This is a genomic window from Brevibacterium sp. FAM 24630 (genome assembly GCF_049804075.1).
Classification (GTDB): domain Bacteria; phylum Actinomycetota; class Actinomycetes; order Actinomycetales; family Brevibacteriaceae; genus Brevibacterium.
Window position 1 is genome coordinate 148,529 of record NZ_JBNBZD010000004.1, and the last position, 23,700, is coordinate 172,228.

Here is a 23,700-nt window from a genome sequence, read left to right on the forward strand (position 1 = left end):
GAGCTTCGTCACTCTCAAGCGCTGCCGGCACGAGCGCCGCCGGGACCTCGGTTACGATCGACACGATCACACCTCGCAGTCGAAGGAGGCCGGCCCCGTTTGAGCCACGTCCAGGAGTTCTTCCGCATCTCACCGGCCGAACGCGATCACATCCCCGCGTTCCGGATCGCTTTGGGAGTGGCGATTCCGCTGCTCGTGCTGCTCGGCGTCGACCGCCTCGATCTGGCCATCTACGCCGCCTTCGGCGCATTCACCGGCATCTACGCCCGGTTCGAATCCCCGCGCTCGCGGATCAGGCGGCAGTCGATCGCGGCCGGTGTGCTCGTCTCCTGCGTCGGCATCGGAGCCCTGTTGGGCACGGCACAGACCAGCATCTGGGTGCTCATCGTCGTCACCGCCCTGGTCTCGGGGATCGGCGCGGTCATGGCCGTGCGCTTCCGCCTCAAACCCGGCGGGTCGATCTTCTTCATCTTCGCCACCGGGGCCGTGGGCTCGATTCCCGACGGGGCACCCGTCCAGGTGGCCGTGCCCGTCGCAGCCGCCTCGGCGCTGGTGTGCATCGGCCTCGGTGCCCTGGCCCACCGTGTCGGTGAGCGGATGCCCCGAGACAAGGAGACCTACGTCCGGGTGGGACTGTCACCCGTGGGCAAACGGGACCTGCTGGCCCATGCCATTCGCTTCACCATCGCCCCCTTGATCGCCGGCATTCTGGGCACCCTGCTCATCGATGTGCTGCCGCTGCTGTCCCACAGCTATTGGGCGATGGTCGCCGCGGTGGCACCGGTCGCACCGCCGAGGCGCTCCGCCCGCCTCAAGCGGGGTCTGCATCGTGTGGTCGGGACCCTCGGCGGAGTGATCGTCACCGCCTTCCTGCTGTCCTTCCCCGTCGAAGCCTGGCAGCTCGTCGTCTGGGTCATCGTGCTCCAGTTCCTCGCCGAGGTCTTCGTTCTGCGCAACTACTCCGTGGCACTGTTCTTCATCACTCCGCTGGCCCTGATGATGACGCAGATCGGACACCCGCAGCCGGTGGTCGAGCTGCTGACCTCGCGGGCCGTTGAGACCGTCATCGGCGTCATCGTCGGTATGATCGTCGTTCTCGTCGGCTTCGGCAGCGAACGCCGATCGGCCGGGTCGGCGATTCTCGCACCATCTGTCGATGACGACGACTGAAGCATCATCCTCGGCGACGACCACGAGGAGAACCTCACCAAGCTGCCGGCCGTGGCCAAGCGTCGTCGGACCGAAGCGTGATCCGGCCGGCTCTCAGCCGAGAGTGCGATGCCGCCCGATCGGCACCATGAGCGGCTGACCGGACACCGGATCGACGATGATCTGATTGGGCAGACCGAAGACACGCTCGACATTGGCCTCGGTGAGCACCTCGGCCGGTGTGCCGGAGGCATGGATGTTCCCATCGGCGAGCATGACGAGCCGGTCGCAGTAGCGGGCGGCGAGGTTGAGATCATGGAGGACCATGACGATCGTGACTCCGGAGCGCTGATTGAGCTCGGTGAGCAGATCGAGGACCTCCACCTGATGATTGACGTCGAGGAAGGTCGTCGGTTCGTCGAGGAGGAGGATGTCCGTCTGCTGCGCCAGAGCCATGGCGATCCACACCCGCTGCCGCTGACCGCCCGAGAGCTCGTCGACGGGACGATCGGCGAGCACAGCCGTGCCCGTGGTGTCCAGGGCGTCTGCAACGGCGAGGTCGTCCTCGGCGCTCCAGCGGGAGAAGGCCCCCTGGTGGGGGTGGCGTCCCCGACCGACGAGGTCGGCGACGGTGATGCCTTCGGGGGCGATCGGCGTCTGGGGGAGCAGACCGAGGATGCGGGCGAGTCGTTTGGCCGGCATCGAGTGCACCTTCCTGCCGTCGAGGACGACGGCGCCCGACCTCGGTGCCAACAGCCTCGACATCGATTTGAGCAGGGTCGACTTTCCGCAGGCGTTGGCCCCGACGATGGCGGTGATGCATCCGGCCTGAAGATCCAGATTCAGTCCCGCGATGACCTCGGCATCGCCGTAGGACAGGTGGAGGTCCTTCGCGGTCAGTGAGTGGTCCGTGGTCACAGGGAGCCTCCCGAACGGTTGATCCTGATGATGAGGTAGATGAGGTAGGGCGCACCGAGGATGCCGGTGATCACTCCCACCGGGTAGCGGGTGCCGAGGGCGAACTGGCCGACAAGATCGGCGACGAGCACGAGCAGAGCCCCGACGAGCCCGGCCGGCAGAAGCGGGGACGAGCCCGGACCGATGAGGCGGGCGGCGATCGGCCCGGACAGGAACGCCACGAACGCCACCGGCCCGGCCGCGGCGGTGGCGAAGGCGATGAGGCCGACTGCGGTGACGATGACGAGCAGCCGGGTGCGGGCCACCCGGACGCCCAGGGCCTCTGCGGCCTCGTCGCCGAGCTGAGTGATCGACAGGTTCTTCGCCTGACTGAGCAGGATCGGGGCGAGCGCGATGAAGGCGATGAGGACGGGCACCGCCGAGTCCCAAGCGGCGCCGTTGAGGCTGCCGGCCAGCCAGCGCAGGGCCTCCTGCAGGTCCCATTGCGCGGCTCGTGTCAGCTCCCAGTTGATGAGGGCATCGAGCATCGAGGCGATCCCGATGCCGACGAGGATGAGCCGGATCCCGGCCGCTCCGTTCTTATAGGCGAGCAGATAGATGAGCAGCGCCACGGCGAGACCGGCGGTGATGGCGACGACCGAGACTCCCGTGCGCCCCAGACCCAGGGTGATGATCGCGAACACGGCGGCCGCCGAGGCACCAGAACTGATGCCGATGATGTCGGGACTGGCCAAGGGATTGCGCAGCATGGTCTGGAAGGTGACCCCGCCGAGCCCGAAGCTCAGACCGACCAGTGCGGCGAGCACCGCCCGGGGCAGGCGCAGCCGACCGACCGTGAAGGAGGCTCCCGGCACCTGCTCGCCTCTGATCACGCCGATGACCTCGGCCGGCGAGTAGAACGTCTGACCGACCATGAGGCTGGTGAGGAAGACGACCACGACGAGCGCGGCGAGCACGGAGACGATGGTCGTGTATCGCCTTGCGCGCGATCTGCGCAGGCCGGCGACCGCCTCGGCGGTGGAACTGTGCTGGGTCAGACTCACAGGGACCTGACCTTCTGCCGACGGACGATGGCGATGAAGAAGGGGGCGCCGATGAGGGCGGTGAGGATGCCGACGTCGAGTTCGGCGGGGCGGGCGATGATGCGCCCGAGGATATCCGATGCCGTCAGCAGTCCCGCACCGGTGACTGCAGAGAACGGGATCAGCCACCGATGGTCGACGCCGATGAGCAGACGACAGGCATGGGGGATGACGAGTCCGAGGAAGCCGATCGGTCCGGCCACCGCGGTCGCGCCGCCGCAGAGGACGACGGCGCCGGCCGCGGAGACGAGCCGGGTCAGGCCGACGTGTTGGCCGAGTCCGGCGGCGAGTTCGTCGCCGAGGGCCAGGGCGTTGAGCCCGGGGGCCGAATAGATGCAGATGAGGAACCCGGCGAGGAGGAACGGTCCGACGAGGATGACCGCACTCATCGTCACTCCGCCGACCCCGCCGATCTGCCAGTCGCGGGCGAGGTCGGAGATGTCACCGCGGGGCAGAACGACGGCGCTGATGAAGGAGGTCAGGGCCGCTGCGGTGGCGGCCCCGGCCAGGGCCAGCTTGAGCGGGGTCGCTCCCTGCCTGCCCAAGGACCCGATCGTGTAGACGAATACCGCGGTGATGGCCGCGCCGATGATGGCGAACCAGATGTACTGGGTGGCGCTGGCCAGTCCGAAGTAGGCGATGCCGATGACCACGGCCAGGGAGGCTCCGGTGTTGACGCCGAGGATCCCGGGATCGGCCAGCGGGTTGCGGGTCACCCCCTGCATCACTGCGCCCGAGACGCCGAGGGCGGCGCCGACGCAGACGGCGAGCAGGGTACGTGGGATGCGTTTGGCCACGGCCGCCTGGTCGAAGCCGGTGGCCGAGCCGCCGTAGGCGGCGATGACATCGGCGAGGTCGACGCCGCGGGAGCCGATCATCGTCGAGGCGATGCCGAGGACGACGACGAGGGTGAGCGCGGCGAGCATCCACAGCAGGCGGACGCGAGTCGACCGCCGCAGCCGGGCGGCGGTCGACTCGATGGTGGTGAGTGCGGTCATCGCGATGAGCGGGTCCTACTTCTCGGCCGAGGCGGCCCCGTCGAGGGCGTCGAGGTAGTCGTCGAGGACGAAGGAGATCGACAGCGGAGTCGGATTCGCCGCGGTGCCCAGGGGGTCATCGCTGGGCAGGTTGACGATGGCGTCGTTCTTCACCGCCGTCATCTGTGAGAGCAGCTTGTCGCCTTCGAGGGTCTTGACGAGCTCGTCGTCGCCGTAGGTGACGATGATGTCGACATCGTCGAAGACATCGGCCTGTTCGGCGCTGACCGATGAGGAGAACTGATCGGTGTCGTCCGATGCCTTCTCGATGCTGGCCGGGGCCTTCATACCCAGGTCCTCGAAGAACATCGCACGGGTGTCGTGCGTGGTGTAGAAGTTGACCTCGGACAGATCGGAGGGATCGACGTGGGTGAGGAACATCGTCGATTTGTCCTTGATCGCCGGGTGCTCGTCCACGGCAGAGTCGATCTCGGATTCGAGATCCTCGACCAGCTGTTCACCTTCAGCCTTCATGCCGATGGCTTCGCTGTTGATCTCGATCATCTCCCGCCACGGGGTGCCCCAGGCCGTGTCGGGGTAGGCGACGACTGGAGCGATCTCCGACAGCGTGTCGTAGTCTTCCTGAGACAGACCGGAGTAGCCGGCGAGGATGACGTCCGGCTCTGTGTCGGCGACGGCTTCGAAATCGACGCCGTCGGTCTCGTCGAAGAGAGTCGGGGTCTCGGCGTCGAGTTCCTCGAGCCTGTCCTCGACCCAGGGGAGGACCCCGTTGCCGTCGTCATCGCCGAAGTCCGCCCGCGCCATGCCGACAGGGACGACGCCGAGGGCCAGAGGAACCTCGTGATTGGCCCAATTGACGGTGGCGACCCGCTCGGGCTTCTCCGCGATCTTCGTCGTTCCGAGAGCATGCTCGATGGTCACCGGCTGCCACGAGCTGTCACCGCCGTCGGCTTCGTTGGAGGAGTCGGACGGTGAGCATGCGGCGAGCATGAACACGGCGGAGGCGGCTGCGGTGAGAACCAGCGCACGGTGTGGACGGGACATCGTTTCCTTTCGGCAGTGCTTGCCCGCGGGTCGAGGCTCCCGGATCGGATGAGTTCAGGGGCCCGGAGCATGCGTCGCAAGGACCGGTAGCTTAGGTGTGCCTAATCAAGGTATCCGAGGAGGCGGCCGGGCGCAATCAGGATATTCGGACACATGATTTCGCGGAACGGACAGGAGATTGCCCGACCCGGCCCAGCTGAGCGGTCGGCCCCGGCGGCGATCTCAGCGGCCGAAGAGACCCGGAGTGGTGCCGGTGATCCGCTTGAACGCGGTGGTGAAGGCGCTCGCGGACGAGTAGCCGACGTCGAGGGCGGCGGTCTCGATCTCATGGCCGGCGCCCATGAGGGTGACCGCATGTTGGATCCGAGCGGTCGTGATCCACCGGTTGAAACCCAAGCCGGTCTCGGCAGCGAAAGCGCGAGTGATGGTCCGGGAGCTCACGCCCAGCCTCCGGGACCACTCCTGCAGACTCGTCGGATCGCTCGGATCGTCGAGGACCGCGTCGACGATGGGTCTCAGCAGTGAGCTGCTCGGCTGGTGGACGAGCAGCTCATGACCGGTCGGTGCCATGACGTCGAGGATCATCGCCTCGGTCAGGGCATAGGACTCGCTGCTGACCTCGAGATCGAGCAGTCGATCGAGCAGAAGGCGGAGGAGATCGGTGACGGCGATCGCCGTCGGGGTGTCACTGACGCGGGGGCCGTCGACACTGAAATGGGCCGCGCGGAGGACGACACCGGCCGGGGTCCAGCCGGAGTGGGCGACGCCTGCGGGGATCCACATTCCCAGGGGTGCGGTGATCGTCCACGTTCGGGAGCCGACTGTGACGGTGCCGACCCCGGAATCGCGCCACAGCAGCTCATGCGTGGGGTGCGAGTGCTCGGCCCAGTACGTCTCCTCGCCCATGGCCTCCCGCGAGCCGAGGATCCTCGTCGGCATCGGGAGCTGGCCGGCCGCGTAGCGGGGAAGACGACGCTCCACGACGGACGAGGACGGTCGAGCCGTCGGGGAGCAGGGCTTGATCGTGGGCACGGATCAAGGATACTGCGGCATCAGTGCGCGACGAGGTCCGGATGCTCACGGTGGAAATCGGTGACCTGCTGCAGGGTGTGGCCGGCGGCGAGGAGCAGCTGCTCGTCGAAGTCCCCGGCGACGAACTGTGCGGCCACCGGGGTGCCGCGGTCGGTGAAGCCCGCGGGCAGGGTGATCGACGGCAGTCCGCAGCTGTCGATCGGCGCCGTGGGAACCGTCACGGCAGCAAACAGCTCGGGGCCGGTCGCGAGAGAGCTCATCTGGTCGATCGTCGGGGAGGCCACTCCGATGCCGGGCAGCAGGAGCAGATCGATATCGGCCATGAGGGAGCGCATGCGCCCGGTGAATGCGCGGCGGGACTCGAGCAGTCGGTGGTAGTCGACGGCGGTCAGTCCCTGTCCGATCTCGATGAGCCCGGACAGGTCGGGACCGTAGTCGCTCTGACGTGCAGGGTAGGTCGCGGCGTGGACCCCGGCGGTCTCGACACCGCACAGAGCCGTCCATTCCTGGGCCGCTTCGGGCAGGCCCGGAGTGCGGACGTCGAGAACGCGCCAGCCCAGTCCGGTGATCGTCTCGATCGTCGATTCGAGCATGGCGTTCGTCGCATCGTCGAAGTGCTCGGCGGCCAGCTCCCGGTCGAAGCCGACGACCGGGGTTCGCTCGAGTCTCAGATGCCGACTGTAGCGGGGCACCGGAGCCAGTGCCGAGGTCGGATCGTGCGGATCGTGTCCGGCGATGGTTTCGAGGATGAGTGCGGCGTCCCGGGCGCTGCGTGTCATCGGCCCGATGTGATCGAGGCTCGGGGCGAGGCCGAAGATGCCGTGGCGCGAGACTCGCCCCCAGGTGGGTTTGAGTCCCGTGACGCCGTTGGCCGAGGAGGGGAGGCGGATCGAGCCGCCGGTGTCCGAGCCCAGGGAGCCGAAGCAGAGGCCGGCGGCGGTGGCGACGCCCGAACCGCTCGAGGACACCCCCGTCCAAGTCTCGGAGTCCCAGGGGTTGACCGGCGTGGGCAGATCGGGATGGTGACCGGTGAAGGCGCCCTCGGTCAGGCGCAGCTTGCCGAGGATGATCGCCCCTGCCGCCCTCAGCCGAGCGACGACGGTGGCGTCGCAGTCCGGTTGGAAGTCCGCGTGGATGGTCGTGCCCGCCCCGGTCGGTGCATCGTGGGTGTACGCGAGGTCCTTGATCGCCAGCGGCACTCCGTGCAGCGGGCCGAGCCAATCGCCCCGGGCGAGGCGGTCATCGCGGTCGGCCGCCTCGGCGAGTGCCGTCTCGCCCATCACGGTGACATAGGATCCCAGCGCCGGATCAAGGTCTGCGATGCGGTCGAGCATCGCCGTGGTGGCTTCCCGGGCGCTCAGCCGTCCGGAGCGGATGAGATGGGAGATCTCGTGGAGCTCACGGAATTCGAGTCCGCTGTTGACCGAGGTGGTGCTCATCGTGCCTCCTTGCATCGGGGAGCCGGATCGCTCCGACTCCCCATGTTATCGATACGGGCGGGCCCGGTCACTCAGGCACACCCAGTTGCTCGATGAGGTCTCTCACCTGGGCAGACGGTTCAGCTGCCGGCAAGCTCCCGCAGCGCCTGAACGTGGGCGTCCAAGCGTCGCGTGCCTTCGTCGGTGATCGAGACCCAGGTCCGGGGGCGTTTGCCGACATAGCCCTTCTTTACCGCGACCATGCCGGTCGATTCCAGGGCCGTGATGTGCCGGGAGAGCACGGAGTCCGAGACGCCGAGCGAATCCCGCAGGAGTCGGAACTCTGCCCGGTCGCGGTTTTTGAGGCTGGCGACGATGCCCAGTCGGGTCGGATTGCCCAGGCCCGGATCGATCCGAGCCAGGGAATCGCCGAGGTCGGGGATCGTGTCGTCGGCAGCGTTGTTCTTCGAGGTCATGATCGGGTCCTTCGTCTCGGGCGGTCTCGCGGGTCTCGGACTCAGCGGCGCAGGCCGATGAGCGCGATGACCGGTGAGGCGATCCACAGGAAGGCGGCAGCCGCCAGCGGGACCACGGGCCCCGGTGAGATCGAGTCGGTGATGATCGCGGCCAGGGTGACGAGGACGGTCAGCGGCAGCCAGGTCAGCAGCAGAGCGGTTGAGCGTCGGCTCCAGCTCAGCGCCTTGACGAGGTAGACGATCATCGCCGGCACCAGCCAGGCCAGACCCGCACCGAAGATGATCAGCTGTGTCGTGTCGTCGTCGATGATGCCGATGGCGACGAGGCCGACGGAGATGCCTGCGGTGAGGACGAAGAGCATCGTCACCAGCGGCCAGGAGTCATGTGTTCGGGCCTGCTTCTGCGAAGCGTCGACCTGTGCGAGGAGTTCGTCGGCCTGCTGTGGGGTGGGGGTGGTCTCCATGCCTGCTCCTTCGGGTGGGCATCGCGGAGGCGATGCGGCTGAAAGTCATTTCAGTGTAACAAGTACTTTCCATTATGGAAAGTACTTTCATGCAGGAATCCCCAGGAGTTTGAGACAGGTGAAGGTGGACGCCCGGACGTCAGCCGGCCGAGGCGGCGACCGTAGCGGCGAGCTCTGTGGCCGCCTCGAGGTGGGAGTCGCTGACCTCACCGGTGAAGACGAGGGGGTCGAAGGCCAGCTTCCATCCCAGACCGGTGGTGATCTGACTCATCGCGGTCTCGGCGCCGGTCGTGTCATAGCCGCCGTGGATCCAGTAGGAGAAGGGCCGACCGGCCGTCGGCTCCCGCACCGCGTCATAGGTGGTGTCGAAGAAGTGCTTGAGCGCACCCGAGATGTACCCGAAGTTCGCGGTCGTCCCGAGCACATAGGCATCGGCGGCGAGGACATCGTCGACACTGGTGTCCAGAGCGGGTCGGACGGTGACGTCGATGTCGCCGAGCTCGGGCAGCCGCAGTCCGGCCAGAGCCGCCTCGGCGATCCGCTTCGTCGCCGTCGACGGGGAATGATGAACGAGCAGAACGTTGACCATGCCTCCACCCTAGCCCCGGGGACTGACGCAAGTCAGCCCCGATGTCTAAGGTGGGACCATGGCAGTCATCTTCGATCCCCTGCGCGACAGAACGCGTCCGGGGCCCAGCCACAGCGATGAGGAGATCATCGATGTCCTCACGACGCGTTTCGACACGTCGGAATGGGCGGTGCTCACGGGAGCGGGAATGAGCACGGACTCCGGTGTCCCGGACTACCGCGGGCCGGACGCGCAGCCGCGATCGCCGATGACCATCCAGACCTTCCTCTCCCACCCCGATCAGCGTGCCCGGTATTGGGCGCGGTCATGGATCGGCTGGCCGCGGATGCGCCGTTCCCGGCCCAATGCCGGCCATCTCGCCCTCGCGGGTCTTCCCGTGGCCGGCATCGTCACCCAGAACGTCGACGGACTCCATCAGGCCGCCGCCGAGGCGGTCGCACTCAGACGCGGCGCTGCGGGAGCCGGGCCGCTGCCGAGCCCCGTCATCGACCTGCACGGCAGCCTCGATCGGGTCATCTGCCTCGACAACGGCCACCTCGTCGATCGGGACTGGCTGCAGCAGAGACTGAGCGAGCTCAATCCGGGCTTCGCCCAGGAAGTCGGGATCGATCCCGACGATCTCGAGAGCGCCCCCGACGGTGACGTCGACCTCGATGACACCGCGGGCTTCGTCATCGCCGACTGTCCCGAATGTGCAGGCATCCTCAAACCCGATGTCGTCTACTTCGGTGACTCGGTGCCGCCGGCCCGACTGCAGGAGGCGAACCGGATCTGCGATGAGGCGTCGGGGATCGTCGTGCTCGGATCCTCGCTCGCGGTGCTCTCGGGTCTGCGCGTTGTTCGTTCCGCAGCGAAAGAGGACAAACCCGTCGTCATCGTCACCGACGGGCCCACCCGCGGCGATGAACTCGCGGACTTCCGCTCGGTTTCGCGCGTCGCGGACTTCATCAGCGCGTGGGCTTCCAGGTGAGTCCAAGCCGGGGATGGAAGACTGGCGGACATGAGAGAAAATCTGGCCCGCGCCGAACGCCTGCGTCTCGTCGACTCCGCCCGCCGTGCGGGTGAGGATGCGCCCACTCTGTGTGAGGGGTGGACCGTCAGGGATCTTGCCACCCACCTCGTCATCCGCGAACGCCACCCGTCCGCGGCGCTGGGCATCTTCCTATCGAGATTCGACGATCGGAGAGAGGCGAAGGAGGCCGACTACGCGCAGACGCCCTTCGCCCAGCTGCTCGGCCTCGTCGCGGCCCCACCGAAGTGGACTCCGGGCGCCTTGCCCGGAGTCGAGCCCGTGATGAACACGACCGAATTCCTCGTCCACCACGAAGACATCCGCCGTGCCGCCATCGAATGGATGCCGCGACAGCTCTCCCGTGCAGAGACCGCGACCGTCTGGGCGCAGACGAGGGTCGCGCTCCTGCCCTTCGCTGCCAAAGCCGAGGGCCCCGTGACGATCACGGCACCGGGCTTCGGGTCTCGCACCGCTGGGAAGAAGCAGGCGGGGGACGGTTCCACGATCACCGGGGCGCCGCTCGAGCTGCTCCTCTACCTCATGGGGCGAAAAGACCAGGCCCTCGTCGATGTGCGCTGAAGTGCGCGGCGGCGACCTGCGCTGAGTGTCGGGATTTCCTTCGCCGAGGCGGGGGATTGGTCCATATCGGCGGCCACCGTGTTCTTCCTAAGCTGGTCTCAACAGTCTTTCGGAAGGAGACCAGACGTCATGAACGCCGCCCCCACCCCACTGCCCGGACAGCACGACGACCCCCACTCGGGACAGTTGGACGCTGCACACGCAGGACAGGAACTGCCGCCCTATTCCCAGCAGAACCCGTCCGGCGTGTCCCAGACCTACCCGGGCGCTCCCCAGACCTACCCGGGCCAGCCCCCGATGGCCTATGCTTCGCGCACCGATCCGCGCACCGAGGAGGACCCGGGCAAGGTGCTCGGCATCGTCTCACTCGTCGCGACTCTGTCGACCTTCCTCGGCTTCAACTTCCTCGGCCCCGTCATCGGCATCATCACCGGCCACATGGCACGCAAGCGTTCTCAGGACGCCGGTCGGGCAGACAACGAGATGGGCAAATGGGGCTTCATCCTCGGCATCGTCTTCCTCGGACTCCTCGTCCTCGGTTGGGTGCTCGGCATCTCCTTCGGCCTCGTCGGCGGACTCGCCTCACTGCTGGCCGGCTGACGGGAACGGGTCATGCCCTGTTGCGGTCGACCCGACCCTCGAGCGCCGTCATCGTATCGGCGACGGTGAAGCCGAGGTCCCGGTTGAGCGCGAGCATCGGATCGTTGTTCGTCGCCGTGTACGTCTGCACCCACCGCGCGGAGGCCGTCGCCTCCACAGCGGGCAGTTGGCGGAGGTTCGCGATCTTGAGGGCCCGTCCGATGCCCCGATTCCGATAGGCGCGGTCGACGAGCGTGTCCTCCTGGATGACGATCTGCGGGTCATGGGCCGAGACCATGATCTCCGTATAGCCGACGGCGAGGTCGCCGACATGCGCCATCGAACCGACCAGGGTCCAGCCCTGCTCTTCCATCCGCTCCTCGTGGCTGCGGATGGCGGCGGTGCTGGCATGGCTGACGGTGCGGGTGAGGTCGCCGACCGGGACGTCTTCGTCCATCTGCTCCCGCAGCCGCGTCCAGGAGGCGAGGACCTCTTCCGGGCAGCCGCCGATCCACGAAGTGACCGAGAAGTCCGGGTCCTCCTTGATCACGGGAACGGTCGTGGCGGCACCGGAGTCCTTGTACCGATCGGCATCGGCCTGCAGATAGGCGGGCAGGTCGAGCAGCAGCCGGTGCTCCTCATTGCCGATGCGCATGTCTCGGGACTCGGCGAATGCGACGCCTTCGGGGCAGTAGGTTTCGGTCTGGACGATCACCGAGGGGCGGTCGCGGTCGGCCAGGATCTGTTCGACCGCCTCGGCGAGGGCCGTACCGCAGCCGCGTCGGCGGCAGGCCGGCAGGACACCGAGTTCGACCTCGGCCGGGGAATCGGCGGTGACGTTGATCTCGGCACCGCCGACGGCCTCGTCGCCGAGGTGGGCGATGAGCGCGAAGTCCTCCTTGTCGGTGCGCGGCGTGGCGAACTGGCTCAGCGTCGTCTCGGGGCTGCGCCACCACGCGGCCGTGCGATCTGAGGTGTAGGCGACGCGCATGAGCTCGTTCCAGGCGAGCAGGCCGTCCTCATCGGCGGAGTCGATGCGTGTGATCCGAATCTCGGTCATGGCAAGAGTCGATCACGGGCGGCCCGGGTTTTCAAGGATGCCGGGCCGTCGCAGATCCTGTGTTCACACCGGCTGCGCGATGTCAGGGACGCGATGCGGTGTCAGGGACGCGGTGTTCTCATCGACGGTCGGGTCCGCGAGGGCCGTTCCGATCCTCGCGGTCATCCGGGCTGTCGGGGTCGTCCGGGCCGTCGAGGAGATCCCGGCCGGCGGGGGAGTCCCGAGGGGACGGCTCGGTGGGGGCAGCCTCGGCGTCGGGATCCTCGGCGCTGTCGGGGTCGTATTCGGGCAGTCGGGAGCCGATGTGCGCGCCGGGTTTGGTCATCACCCGGTAGATGAGGAACGCGCCGAGGCTGAAGACGGCGATGATGCAGAAGGTGAGGAAGATGACCGCACCGAGTCCGGGTTCCATCACTTGGCCATTCGTCGCCGGTCGAAGTAGTTCGCGAAGCGGGCCTTGAACGAGCCCATTCCCACCGATCCGCTCATCCGCACGAGGGGACGGCGGCCGGTCGGGACCGCGTTGACCACGGATTTCACGCTGCCCCAGGTCTTCGACAGTGCGTCGACGTTGACGGCCCAGTCGTCGGGGATGACAACGGTGACCGATCCCAGGCCCGCGATGATTTCGACGTCGATGGTCTCTAAGGCGGTCTCGACTTCGAGGAAGTTGAGTTCGATGTTCGACATCGCCGGTTCCAAGCGGATGAATGGCGGAACGGCCCAATTGGCGCGGCGGACCTCGGACTCCCAGCCGGCCCGAATGATGAGCGGATCTAACCGGTCCCGACCTTGGAGGGCCAGCGCGCGGTTGTCGATCGGTGAGACTGCCGAGGTGGGGCGGAAGCGATCGGACGGCAGTTCCGTGATGAGATCGGACAGGACTTCGTCGAGGTCGACCGGGAATTTCGCGGACTGGACCTTCTCCATCCGTTCGTCGAGTTCGTCGACCGTGATCCGTCCGTCCCCGGCCGCCTCGCGCAGAATCTCGATCGCTTCGTCACGTTCCCTGTGGCCGATGCGGAAGGTCTTCGCGGGGTCGTTCTCGTCGGAACCGGGGTTGGGGCGGGTCATGATCTCTATCGTGCCTGATCGCACGGCGGGCGACAAAGGCGGGGTGAGAGCGTGCCTTATCTCGTGTCAGCCGTTGGCATTAGGCTAGGGGACGTGTCCACCGCACTGTACAGAAGATACCGCCCAGAGACCTTCGACGAGGTCATCGGTCAAGAGCATGTGACCGATCCGCTGAAGGCCGCCATCGAACGTGGCCGCATCAACCATGCCTATCTGTTCTCCGGACCGCGCGGGTGCGGAAAGACCACCTCGGCGCGGATCCTGGCCCGGTGCCTCAACTGCGAGCAGGGACCGACGCCGGTGCCCTGCGGGGAGTGCCCGAGCTGTCGGGATCTGGCGAACGGGGGACCGGGTTCGCTCGACGTCGTCGAGATCGACGCGGCCAGCCACAACGGTGTCGATGACGCCCGTGATCTGCGTGAGCGCGCGATCTATGCGCCCGCGCGGGATCGTTACAAGGTGTTCATCCTCGATGAGGCGCACATGGTCACCTCGCAGGGCTTCAACGCTCTGCTCAAGATCGTCGAAGAGCCGCCGCCGCACATCAAGTTCGTCTTCGCCACGACCGAGCCGGAGAAGGTCATCGGCACGATCCGGTCGCGGACCCACCACTATCCCTTCCGACTGGTGCCGCCCGAGGCCCTGGGCAATTACCTCGAGGATCTGTGTGCTCGCGAGGATGTGAATGTCGCCAAGGGCGTGCTGCCGCTGGTCGTGCGTGCCGGCGGCGGATCCGTGCGCGACACCCTGTCCGTGCTCGACCAGCTCATCGCCGGCTCCGGGCCGGACGGAGTCGACTACGGGCGGGCCGTGGCTCTGCTCGGCTACACCCCGGACTCACTGCTGTCCGACATCGTCGATGCGTTCTCCGCCGGTGACGGTGCCGGGGTCTACCGGGCTGTGGAACGCGTCATCGAATCCGGTCAGGACCCCAGACGGTTCGTCGAGGACCTCCTTGAGCGCTTCCGTGACCTCATCGTCATCAACGCCGCCCCCGAAGCGGCCCATGCTTTCCTGCCCGAGGTGCCGCCGGACCGTTTGGAGCGGTTGACCCTGCAGGCCAACGGCTTCGGCCAGGGCGAACTCTCACGTGCCGCAGACCTGCTCAATGTGGGACTGACTGAGATGTCGGGAGCGACCTCGCCGAGGCTGCAGCTCGAACTCATGTGTGCGCGCATCCTGCTGCCAGGCTCCGGCCGAAGCCGCGATGCCGTGCTCAGCCGGGTCGAACGGATGGAGCGTCGCATCGGCATGTCCGCCACCGGCGTCGCCGCGAACGTGCCGCCTGCGCAGACTTCTGAACAGGGGCAGGTCCCCGGACAGGCGGCGGGGCCCGGGCAGGGACCTGTGCCCGGCCAGGGGCAGGGACCGGTGCCCGGCCAGGGGCAGGCACAGGGTCAGGCACCGGGTGGAACGGACGGACGAGGCAACGAAGCGCCGACGCAGAACGCGTCAGCGGGACAGCCCCGATCTGCCGCTCATGACGATTTCGACGACATCGCGGCCATGGCCGTCGCCGCCGAATCGATGCTCAACGCACCCGCTGAGCCGCCTCAGCGACCAGAAGAGCCTCAGCCGGCAGAACAGTCTCCACCGACAGCGTCTGAGAGGCCGGCAGAACAGTCTCAGCCAACGGCACCTGCGGAGCCGGACGCCGCAGAACCGGGTCCGAGCTCGCCGGAACCTGAGCCGACACCGGCCCAGGAGCCGGGCAACCAGCAGCCGGGCCCGAACTCGCAGGAGGCCGAACCCGACGTGGGGCAGGCCGGACCCGGCCCCCAGGATCAATCCGCTCCGACGGCGCAGCAGCCGAACGCACCGCAGCCGAACGCATCGCAGCGGAACACGCATGAGTCGGTGCGGGAGCAGGCTGCGCCCGAGACTGCGCGCGAACAGTCGGCTCCGGAAGCCACCTCGGTGGCCGGCCGCGGCGATATCGGCGGAGAGATCGAAGCCATCCGTCGGGCATGGCCGAGCATCCTCGCGGCGGTGGAGAAACGCAGTCGACTGACCCGAGCGATCATCGCCGCCAATGCGATCCCGCAGTCGTTCTCCGACGGGACCGTCTACCTCGGCTTCAACAACCCTGGTTCGGTGCAGGGCTTCCAGCAGCGCGATCATGCGTCGAAACTGGCCGCGGCCATCAATGATGTGCTCGGCATCCAGGCGCGCATCGACATTGGAGAGGTCGGCCGCATCGGCGGCAACGCCTCGGGAGGCAGCCCTCAGGGCAAGGGATCCTCGGCGCCACCGATGAGCACTGGCGGAGGCAGCTACGGACCCGCTCCGACTCAGCGCCGCCCCAGCCCGCAGGAAGTTGCCGCAGTCGTCGGCACCCGTGAAGTCGACAAACCGCAGGTCGACCATGAGAAGTTCTGGGAACCGAGCGGCCCGACCCAGGGCCCCTGGTCCTCCGATGACGAGGAGGGAGACCAGCCGGGGCGACCCAGCGAACCGAACTCTGAAGACAGCCGCCCCGGCTACGGGCACACCACGGAAGCCGAACCGGCCGGACCGGTGACAGACGATTCCGCACGACGCGACGAGCCCGCCCCGTCCGGGGATGTCGCCGATCCGGAGACTGCGCCCCAACCGGAGGCTGCGCCCGAATCAGAGGCTGCAACCCGACCAGAGGCTACAACCCAACCGGAGACTGCAACTCAATCGGAGACTGCGCCCGAACCGGCGGGCCCGGTCGAACCGAATGTCGGTACGAATGACCCCGGACTCGGATCCGACGACCGTGAGATCGTCGTCCCCGACCTCTCCGATGATGACTTCTTCGGGGCATCGACCGACGAAGCACCCGAACCGGCGGGCGGCGACAGCTTGTCCGCTTCGACGCATGCGCCCTCGTCAGTCGAGCACACGCATGATTCCCATGGTCAGGCATCGTCGTTCGGCACACCGCCGCCTTCGTCGAGTGCACAGGAGTCATCGCCCACTGATGAGAACTCGCCGATGGAGTACGTCGAACCGCGGTGGGATGAACCGAACTGGCATGACGGGCCGACCTCCGCGCCGTTTGATGACGGTCCCACGGATGTCGACTCCACCAGTGCAGGCAGCGGAGCCGTCGACGTCGGAGCCGTTGTCGTCCCACCGCCGGACGATGATCTCGACTATCCGGACGTCACCGCGGCCCCCAGCGGTTTCGGGGGAGGATCCTCGGCACCGGACACCCCGCCGGCACCTCCCGTTCAGACCCCGCCGACGGCCCGGGGGAACGAGGCGAAGCCATTCAAATCCCGCTTCGCCGCACTGGCAGAGAAGCATGGGGTCAACACCTCCTCGCCGGGCGGATCCGGTTTCGGTTCCGACACCCCGACCAACGGCGGTGGCTACGGCGGGCAGGGCAGCGCCTCGGCGCCGGTGGCCAACCCGTACCCGCAGAATCCGGGATCGGATGAGGACGAGTATGATCCGGAAACGGATCTCGACGTCTCCGAGGCACCCCAGATGGGGGTCGACGTGATCGCGCGTGTCCTCGGTGGCGAAATCATTGACGAAAGAGAAGTATGAGCGCTGTCTACGAAGGTGCCCTCCAGGATCTGGTCGAAGAGTTCGGCAAGCTTCCTGGCATCGGGCCGAAATCAGCGCAGCGACTCGCCTTCCACATCCTCCAGACGGATGCGCAGGACGTCAACGCGCTCGCGCAGGCCCTCACCGACGTCAAGAAGCGGGTGCGGTTCTGCGAGATCTGCGGAAACGTGTCCGAAGAAGCCGAATGCACGGTCTGTCAGGATCCGCGTCGTGACCGGTCGATGGTCTGTGTGGTCGAAGAGCCCAAGGACGTCGTCGCCATCGAACGGACCCGGGAATACCGGGGTCTCTACCACGTCCTCGGCGGGGCGATCGACCCGATGGCCGGGGTCGGCCCGGACAATCTGCGGATCAAGGAACTCATGACCCGGCTGCAGGACGGCGAGGTCACCGAGACCGTCATCGCCACCGACCCGAACCTCGAAGGCGAAGCCACCGCCACCTACCTCGTGCGCCTGCTCGGCAGCCTCGGCGTGACCGTGACCCGGCTGGCCTCGGGCCTGCCCGTGGGCGGCGACCTCGAATACGCCGACGAAGTCACCCTGGGTCGGGCATTCTCCGGCCGCCGCGAAATCGACTGACCACCTCGGCGACGGATCCGGACCGTCGTCGCCCTGCCCGGATCGCCCCTTTCGGACCCCCTTGTATAACAATTTCTGAACGGGGACTGAACGGTCGGTGGCCACCCCTCGCTTCGCCCATGTACACGGTGATCGGACGGGGTGGAGACGAGCGGTGTCGGGCCCGGTCAGGCGGTGTCTGAATGGCGGGCGAAGGTGAACCGCAATGACCTACCTCATACAATGGTCGAGGTGCCGGGAGCCCGACACGGCTGAAATCCTGATCGATGAAGCACGAGACCTCCATGCGTGGAACCATGGAATCGATCGCCTGGCACGGAACTTATCAGCGATAAGGAAGATACTGCAGTGAGCATAGTCGTCCAGAAGTTCGGTGGGTCCTCGGTAGCCGATGCGGAATCGGTCAAGCGGGTGGCCAAACGAATTGTCGAGTACCGTCAAGCCGGCCACGAAGTAGTAGTTGTGGTGTCGGCCATGGGTGACAGTACCGATGATCTCATCGACTTAGCCCAACAGGTTTCCCCCATGCCACCCGCCCGCGAACTCGATATGCTGCTGACCGCCGGTGAGCGCATCTCGATGGCGGTCCTGGCCATGGCGATCGCCAATCTCGGCTTCGAAGCCCAATCCTTCACCGGCTCCCAGGCCGGAGTCATCACCGATGAGCAGTTCGGCAAGGCCCGCATCATCGATGTCACCCCCGGCCGGATCCGGTCCTCCCTCGACGAGGGATACGTTGCCATCGTCGCGGGGTTCCAGGGAGTCAGTCAGACCGCGAAGAACATCACCACGCTCGGCCGCGGCGGCTCCGACACCACGGCTGTGGCGTTGGCCGCGTCCCTCGATGCCGATGTGTGTGAGATCTACACCGATGTCGATGGTGTCTTCACCGCCGACCCGCGGATCGTGCCCTCGGCGCGCAAGATCGATGAGATCGGCTACGAGGAGATGATGGAGATGGCCGCCTCAGGCGCCAAGGTCCTCATGCTCCGCTGCGTCGAATACGCCCGCCGCTACAACGTGCCTGTGCACGTGCGGTCCTCATTCTCTCGCAACCAAGGTACCTGGGTGACCGATTCACCCATCCCCGAAGCCTTCCGACAGGGACGGGGTTCCTCGACCCCGGCAGCGGAATCAGAAACGGAGTCCACCATGGAACAGGCAATCATCTCCGGCGTCGCCCATGATCGCTCGGAAGCCAAAGTCACGATCGTCGGTGTTCCCGACGTCCCAGGCAAGGCCGCCGAGATCTTCAAGACCTTGGCGAAGCAAGAAGCCAATATCGACATGATCGTCCAGAACATCTCCACCCGCGAACCGGGCAAGACGGACATCTCCTTCACCCTGCCCATGGCCGACGGTGCGAAGGCACTCGAAGCCCTCGACGCGGTGAAGGCCGAGATCGGCTTCGACCAGGTTCGCTACGACGACCAGATCGGCAAGCTCTCCGTCGTCGGTGCCGGAATGCGGTCCCACCCGGGTGTGACCGCGACCCTGTTCGAGGCACTCAGTGAAGCCCAGGTCAATATCGACATGATCTCCACCTCGGAGATCCGCATCAGCGTCGTCACCCGAGCAGATCTGCTCGACGACGCGGTCCGTGCCGCCCACGCCGCCTACGGACTCAACAGCGAAGACAACGAAGCCGTGGTGTACGGAGGTACCGGACGATGAGTGTGGATGTTGGAGTAGTCGGAGCCACCGGCCAGGTCGGAGGCGTCATGCTCGACCTTCTGGCCGACGATCCCGGATTCGAGATCGGGACCCTGAGGCTGTTCGCCTCGGCCCGTTCGGCTGGGAAGACCATCGACTTCAAGGGTCAGCCGATCACCGTCGAGGATGCCGCCGAGGCGGACCCGAGCGGACTCGACATCGCCCTGTTCTCCGCGGGTGGGGCCACCTCCCGGGCACAGGCCGAACGTTTCGCCGCCGCCGGCGTCACCGTCGTCGACAATTCCTCGGCCTGGCGTTCGGACCCGGAGGTCCCGCTGGTCGTCAGCGAGGTCAACCCCGAGGCCCTCGATGAGCTGCCCAAGGGCATCATCGCGAACCCGAACTGCACGACCATGGCCGCGATGCCCGTGCTCAAGGCTCTCCACGCGAAGGCCGGTCTGTCCCGTCTCATCGTGTCCACGTACCAGGCGGTGTCCGGTTCGGGACTGTCGGGAGTCGAGGAGCTCGCCGGGCAGCTCGAAGCCGGCATCTCCGATGCCCGCAAGCTCACCACCGACGGCACCGCGGTGACCCTGCCGGAACCGGACAACTACGTCGAACCGATCGCGTTCAACGTCCTGCCGATGGCCGGAGCGGTCGTCGACGACGGTCAGAACGAGACGGACGAGGAGAAGAAGCTGCGCAACGAAAGCCGGAAGATCCTCGGCCTGCCCGAGCTTCTTGTTGCCGGCACCTGCGTGCGCGTGCCGGTGTTCACCGGACACAGCCTGAGCATCCACGCCGAGTTCGACTCCGAGATCAGCCCCGAACAGGCGTCGGAGATCCTCAGCCAGGCTCCCGGCGTTGCCCTCGACGACGTGCCGACGCCGCTCAAGGCTGCCGGACAGAACGTGAGCTTCGTCGGTCGCATCCGCGCCGACCAGTCGGCTCCGGCCGGCAAGGGGCTCGTCCTCTTCGTCGCCAACGACAACCTGCGCAAGGGCGCGGCGCTGAACACGGTGCAGATCGCTGCGCTGCTGGCCGCCAAGCTCGAAGCGAAGGCCGCCTGACCGGCACTGTGACAACCGGCAACTGACCGGTGGAGGCCGAAGAGGCCGGCAGCGGACTGCTGAAGGCTGAAGGCAACCGTCAACTGACCGCTGAGGGCCGAAGAAGCCGGTTGCTGGCCGGTGGAGGCTGAAGAAGCCGGTCGCCGAACGATGAACCGCCCGGGAGGAGACTCTCGGGCGGTTCTGCGTCTCGCGAGAGAGGAGTCTGGTCGCTCAGGTAGCGCGAAACGCGAAAAACGTTCCGCCAGCGGCGCGCTTTTCGGGCTTCGCGCTACTTGAGCCGGATTTCGCGCTGGTTGCTTCGAGCTTCGCGCTACTTGAGCTGGGATTTGCGCTACTGGAGTCGAGCTTCGCGCTGCTTGAGAGACAGAAGAGGGCAGGTGCGGACGAGACATCTCCCTGGCGACGGGTGACGCATAAATGCGTTGCTATATATAAATATTTATATTAGTGGCCGACCCTTCATCTGAGTATCGTCGACGATGTCGCAAACACACCACCGCCTCAGAAAGGCCCCTCATGCCAGCTTCCCGCATCGTTCTCACCACCGGAGCCATCGCGGCCTCCACGGCGTTGGTCCTCAGCGGCTGCGGGGGAGGCTCCTCCGACTCGGACTCGAGCCAATTGCGCGTAGTGACCTCGACGAACGTCTACGCCGACATCGTCTCTCAGGTCGCCGGCGACTTCGCCGACGTCAGCCCGATCATCGACGATCCGAACCAGGACCCGCACTCCTACGAGGCGACCACCCAGGACCGCCTCAAACTCTCGAAGGCCGACCTCGTCGTCGAGAACGGCGGCGGCTACGATGCGTTCATGACCACGATGCTCGAAGCTTCGGGCACTGAAGTCACGACCATCGACACCGTGGCGATCTCCGGTCTGCCCGGCTCCGAAGGTCTCGGCAATGAGCCGCACGACCACGACCATGGTGAGGGCGAGGAGGACGAAGAGGCCCACGGCGGCGGACACACCCACGACGATGACGAACACTCGGAAGAGGGCCACGACCACTCCGAGGAAAGCGAAGATCATGAGGGCCACGACCACGATCACGGATCGTTCAACGAACATCTCTGGTACTCGGTGCCGACGATGACGAAACTCGTCGACGAAGTGGCGACCCACCTCGGCGAGGAACTGCCCGACCACAAGGACGAGTTCACAGCGAACGCGAAGGACTACAAGTCCGAACTCGACGAGCTGCAGACCGACATCGATGCGGTGAAGAAGGACCACGGCGGGGAGAAGGTCGCGGCGACCGAGCCTGTGCCGCTGTGGCTCTTTGCCGACATGGGGCTGGAGAACGTCACCTCCGAGGAGTTCCTCGCCGCCGTCGAAGAGGGCAATGATGTGCCGCCGCTGGTGCTCAAAGCCGCGCAGAAGCAGATCTCCGACGGGGAAGCCGTGCTGCTTGGATACAATACTCAAGCGGCCGGTCCGCAGGCGGAAGCGCTCAAGGCCACGGCCGAGAAGTCCGATGTTCCGATCATCGACCTCGGCGAGACCATGCCGGAAGGTGAGCACTACGCGGACTGGATGGGCGACTACATCACCGAAATCTCGACAGCACTCGAAGGACACAAGCACTGACTATGGCCAAAGAATCCGACGCTTCCGCACCCTCAATACCTCGGGAGCCGGTGATTCGACTGCGCGATGCCGAACTGCGGTTCGGCCCGCGCGTGCTGTGGCACGACCTCGACCTCGACGTCGCGCCGGGGGAGTTCATCGCCGTCCTCGGACCCAACGGCACCGGCAAGACCTCCCTGCTCAAGGTGCTGCTGGGACAGAACTCCCTGTCGTCGGGCACCGCCGAGGTGGCTGGGGCCGCGGTGCATTCGGGGAATCCGGCCATCGGCTACATTCCCCAACAGCGCGGAATCGACCCGCACACACCGATGCGCGGCCGGGACCTGGTCCGAATGGGCATCGACGGCCATCGGTGGGGGATGAGCCTGTTCTCCCGGGGTCGGCGGAAGAAGGTCGACGAACTCCTCGCCGCCGTCGGCGCCACCGACTATGCGGATGCGCCCGCGGGCACCGTCTCCGGAGGTGAGCTGCAGCGACTGCGGGTGGCGCAGTCCCTGGCCAATGACCCATCCGTGCTGCTGTGCGACGAACCGCTGCTGTCCCTGGACATGCACCATCAGAAGGTCGTCGCGTCGCTGCTCAACGAACAGCGGGTCCGACGGGAGGCCGCGGTCGTCTTCGTCACCCACGAGATCAACCCGATCCTGCCCTATGTCGATCGGGTGCTCTACATCGTCGGCGGGCATTTCCTCGTCGGCACCCCCGAGGAAGTGATGACCACCGAATCCCTGTCCCGCCTCTACGGGTCCCCGGTCGACGTGGTCAGGGTCGGCGGTCGCCTCGTCGTCGTCGGCGGGGAAGAGGAATGCGTCGACCACCACGATCTGCCCGATGACTCCTTCGACATCGACGGGACGGTGGTGAACCGATGAGCGTCTCCGAGATCTTCGCCAACCTCTTCACCTTCGAGGACTACGGCGAACTCGTCGCCCTCCTGTCCAACTCGCTCATCGCCGCCGCGCTGCTCGGCGTCGTCGGCGGACTCATCAGCGTCTTCGTCATGGCGCGGGACATTCCCTTCGCCGTCCACGGAGTCTCCGAGCTCTCCTTCGCCGGAGCTGCCTTCGCCCTGCTCATCGGCTTCGACGTCGTGGTCGGCTCGATAGTCGGATCAATCCTCGCGGCACTCATCATCGGCATCGGTGGGGCCAAGGATTCGGAGAAGAACGCCATCATCGGTGTCCTCATGCCCTTCGGCCTGGGGCTGGCGATCCTCTTCCTCGCTCTCTACGACGGGCGAGCGGCGAGCAAGTTCGGGTTGCTGACCGGGCAGATCGTCGCGATCACTCCGGGCCAGATCCTCACCCTCATCATCTGTGCCCTCGGGGTGCTCGTGGTGTTGGCGATCGTGTGGCGTCCGCTCATGTTCTCCAGCCTCGACCCGCAGGTGGCCCGAGCCAAGGGAGTTCCGGTCTCGGTGCTCACCATCGTCTTCATGCTCACACTCGGGCTGGCGGTGGCACTGAGCGTGCAGGTCGTCGGAGTCCTCCTCGTGCTCGCGCTGCTCATCACCCCGGCCGCCGCCGCTACACAGCTCTCGGCCTCGCCGGTGTGGGTGCCGGTGCTCAGTGTGATCTTCGCCGTCACGGCCTCGGTCGGCGGCATCCTCATCGCTCTGGGCTCACCGGTCGTGCCGATCAGTCCCTTCGTCACGACGATCTCGTTTCTCATCTACATCATCTGCCGCCTCGCCGGAGGCCGGCGGATGAAAGCCCTGCACCGTCGCCGCGCCGCGCGGGCCGCGAAGGAGCACAACACTCCCGTCACCACCCCCTAATTGCCACCT

23 protein-coding genes are annotated in these 23,700 nt (G+C 66.6%); 11 read left to right on the plus strand and 12 right to left on the minus strand.

Annotated elements, in window-relative coordinates:
• Positions 1–99 precede the first annotated feature (99 nt).
• Positions 100–1,170: an FUSC family protein gene (locus ACPUD7_RS04970; protein WP_240689529.1), complete on the plus strand. Its 1,071-nt coding sequence runs from the start codon at positions 100–102 to the stop codon at positions 1,168–1,170.
• 93 nt (positions 1,171–1,263) lie between these two features.
• On the opposite strand, the gene ACPUD7_RS04975 is transcribed toward ACPUD7_RS04970, so the two are convergent.
• The 9 genes from ACPUD7_RS04975 to ACPUD7_RS05015 form a co-directional block, all read right to left on the minus strand.
• Positions 1,264–2,067, minus strand: a complete 804-nt coding sequence (locus tag ACPUD7_RS04975; protein WP_135537312.1) for an ABC transporter ATP-binding protein — start codon at positions 2,065–2,067, stop codon at positions 1,264–1,266.
• Complete coding sequence (locus ACPUD7_RS04980; protein WP_135810838.1) at positions 2,064–3,110, minus strand: FecCD family ABC transporter permease; 1,047 nt, start codon at positions 3,108–3,110, stop codon at positions 2,064–2,066. The genes ACPUD7_RS04975 and ACPUD7_RS04980 overlap by 4 nt, the downstream gene beginning before the upstream one ends.
• Complete coding sequence (locus tag ACPUD7_RS04985; RefSeq protein ID WP_135537310.1) at positions 3,107–4,147, minus strand: FecCD family ABC transporter permease; 1,041 nt, start codon at positions 4,145–4,147, stop codon at positions 3,107–3,109. Before ACPUD7_RS04985 ends, ACPUD7_RS04980 begins: the two co-directional genes overlap by 4 nt.
• Before the next feature lie 15 nt (positions 4,148–4,162).
• A complete protein-coding gene (locus ACPUD7_RS04990; RefSeq protein ID WP_425119317.1) occupies positions 4,163–5,191 on the minus strand; it encodes an iron-siderophore ABC transporter substrate-binding protein in 1,029 nt (342 codons plus the stop codon).
• A gap of 222 nt (positions 5,192–5,413) precedes the next feature.
• Positions 5,414–6,223: a helix-turn-helix domain-containing protein gene (locus ACPUD7_RS04995; RefSeq protein WP_425119319.1), complete on the minus strand. Its 810-nt coding sequence runs from the start codon at positions 6,221–6,223 to the stop codon at positions 5,414–5,416.
• Between the two features lie 20 nt (positions 6,224–6,243).
• Positions 6,244–7,662, minus strand: coding sequence for an amidase (locus ACPUD7_RS05000; RefSeq protein ID WP_240688842.1), 1,419 nt, complete (start codon positions 7,660–7,662; stop codon positions 6,244–6,246).
• A 119-nt stretch (positions 7,663–7,781) separates the two neighbouring features.
• Positions 7,782–8,117 carry a winged helix-turn-helix domain-containing protein gene (locus ACPUD7_RS05005; RefSeq protein WP_135537307.1) on the minus strand — a complete coding sequence of 112 codons (336 nt, stop codon included), beginning with the start codon at positions 8,115–8,117 and terminating at the stop codon, positions 7,782–7,784.
• 41 nt (positions 8,118–8,158) lie between these two features.
• Entirely contained in the window at positions 8,159–8,581 is a 423-nt protein-coding gene (locus tag ACPUD7_RS05010; protein ID WP_135537306.1) for a hypothetical protein, read from the minus strand.
• A 139-nt stretch (positions 8,582–8,720) separates the two neighbouring features.
• Positions 8,721–9,170 carry a flavodoxin family protein gene (locus ACPUD7_RS05015; protein ID WP_135537305.1) on the minus strand — a complete coding sequence of 150 codons (450 nt, stop codon included), beginning with the start codon at positions 9,168–9,170 and terminating at the stop codon, positions 8,721–8,723.
• 58 nt (positions 9,171–9,228) lie between these two features.
• On the opposite strand from ACPUD7_RS05015, the gene ACPUD7_RS05020 reads away from it, so the two are divergent.
• The 3 genes from ACPUD7_RS05020 to ACPUD7_RS05030 all read left to right on the plus strand — a co-directional run bounded on the left by ACPUD7_RS05020 (position 9,229) and on the right by ACPUD7_RS05030 (position 11,361).
• Positions 9,229–10,140 carry a Sir2 family NAD-dependent protein deacetylase gene (locus tag ACPUD7_RS05020; protein ID WP_425119320.1) on the plus strand — a complete coding sequence of 304 codons (912 nt, stop codon included), beginning with the start codon at positions 9,229–9,231 and terminating at the stop codon, positions 10,138–10,140.
• 30 nt (positions 10,141–10,170) lie between these two features.
• The gene (locus tag ACPUD7_RS05025) at positions 10,171–10,761 is read left to right on the plus strand and encodes a TIGR03085 family metal-binding protein (RefSeq protein WP_425119321.1); all 591 of its coding nucleotides are present in this window, start codon (positions 10,171–10,173) and stop codon (positions 10,759–10,761) included.
• A 129-nt stretch (positions 10,762–10,890) separates the two neighbouring features.
• Positions 10,891–11,361, plus strand: coding sequence for a DUF4190 domain-containing protein (locus ACPUD7_RS05030; protein ID WP_425119322.1), 471 nt, complete (start codon positions 10,891–10,893; stop codon positions 11,359–11,361).
• Positions 11,362–11,371: 10 nt separating this feature from the next.
• On the opposite strand, the gene ACPUD7_RS05035 is transcribed toward ACPUD7_RS05030, so the two are convergent.
• The 3 genes from ACPUD7_RS05035 to ACPUD7_RS05045 form a co-directional block, all read right to left on the minus strand.
• Positions 11,372–12,400 (minus strand): GNAT family N-acetyltransferase, encoded by a 1,029-nt coding sequence (locus ACPUD7_RS05035; protein ID WP_425119323.1) that lies wholly within the window; start codon positions 12,398–12,400, stop codon positions 11,372–11,374.
• 118 nt (positions 12,401–12,518) lie between these two features.
• Positions 12,519–12,815: a hypothetical protein gene (locus ACPUD7_RS05040; protein ID WP_425119324.1), complete on the minus strand. Its 297-nt coding sequence runs from the start codon at positions 12,813–12,815 to the stop codon at positions 12,519–12,521.
• On the minus strand, positions 12,812–13,474 hold the full coding sequence (locus tag ACPUD7_RS05045; RefSeq protein WP_135537299.1) for a DUF1707 SHOCT-like domain-containing protein: 663 nt from the start codon (positions 13,472–13,474) through the stop codon (positions 12,812–12,814). The genes ACPUD7_RS05040 and ACPUD7_RS05045 overlap by 4 nt, the downstream gene beginning before the upstream one ends.
• A gap of 93 nt (positions 13,475–13,567) precedes the next feature.
• Here ACPUD7_RS05045 and ACPUD7_RS05050 point away from each other — a divergent pair, with 93 nt between their 5' ends.
• The 7 genes from ACPUD7_RS05050 (at position 13,568) to ACPUD7_RS05080 (ending at position 23,691) form a co-directional block, all read left to right on the plus strand.
• Entirely contained in the window at positions 13,568–16,996 is a 3,429-nt protein-coding gene (locus ACPUD7_RS05050; RefSeq protein ID WP_425119325.1) for a DNA polymerase III subunit gamma and tau, read from the plus strand.
• The gene (gene recR / locus ACPUD7_RS05055) at positions 16,993–17,598 is read left to right on the plus strand and encodes a recombination mediator RecR (protein ID WP_135537297.1); all 606 of its coding nucleotides are present in this window, start codon (positions 16,993–16,995) and stop codon (positions 17,596–17,598) included. The genes ACPUD7_RS05050 and recR overlap by 4 nt, the downstream gene beginning before the upstream one ends.
• 348 nt (positions 17,599–17,946) lie before the next feature.
• Complete coding sequence (locus tag ACPUD7_RS05060) at positions 17,947–19,272, plus strand: aspartate kinase (RefSeq protein ID WP_135537296.1); 1,326 nt, start codon at positions 17,947–17,949, stop codon at positions 19,270–19,272.
• Positions 19,269–20,321: an aspartate-semialdehyde dehydrogenase gene (locus tag ACPUD7_RS05065; RefSeq protein ID WP_425119326.1), complete on the plus strand. Its 1,053-nt coding sequence runs from the start codon at positions 19,269–19,271 to the stop codon at positions 20,319–20,321. Before ACPUD7_RS05060 ends, ACPUD7_RS05065 begins: the two co-directional genes overlap by 4 nt.
• Before the next feature lie 519 nt (positions 20,322–20,840).
• The gene (locus ACPUD7_RS05070) at positions 20,841–21,914 is read left to right on the plus strand and encodes a metal ABC transporter solute-binding protein, Zn/Mn family (RefSeq protein WP_425119327.1); all 1,074 of its coding nucleotides are present in this window, start codon (positions 20,841–20,843) and stop codon (positions 21,912–21,914) included.
• A 2-nt stretch (positions 21,915–21,916) separates the two neighbouring features.
• Positions 21,917–22,786, plus strand: a complete 870-nt coding sequence (locus ACPUD7_RS05075; RefSeq protein ID WP_425119328.1) for a metal ABC transporter ATP-binding protein — start codon at positions 21,917–21,919, stop codon at positions 22,784–22,786.
• Positions 22,783–23,691, plus strand: a complete 909-nt coding sequence (locus ACPUD7_RS05080) for a metal ABC transporter permease (RefSeq protein WP_425119329.1) — start codon at positions 22,783–22,785, stop codon at positions 23,689–23,691. The genes ACPUD7_RS05075 and ACPUD7_RS05080 overlap by 4 nt, the downstream gene beginning before the upstream one ends.
• The last annotated feature ends 9 nt before the right edge of the window (positions 23,692–23,700 follow it).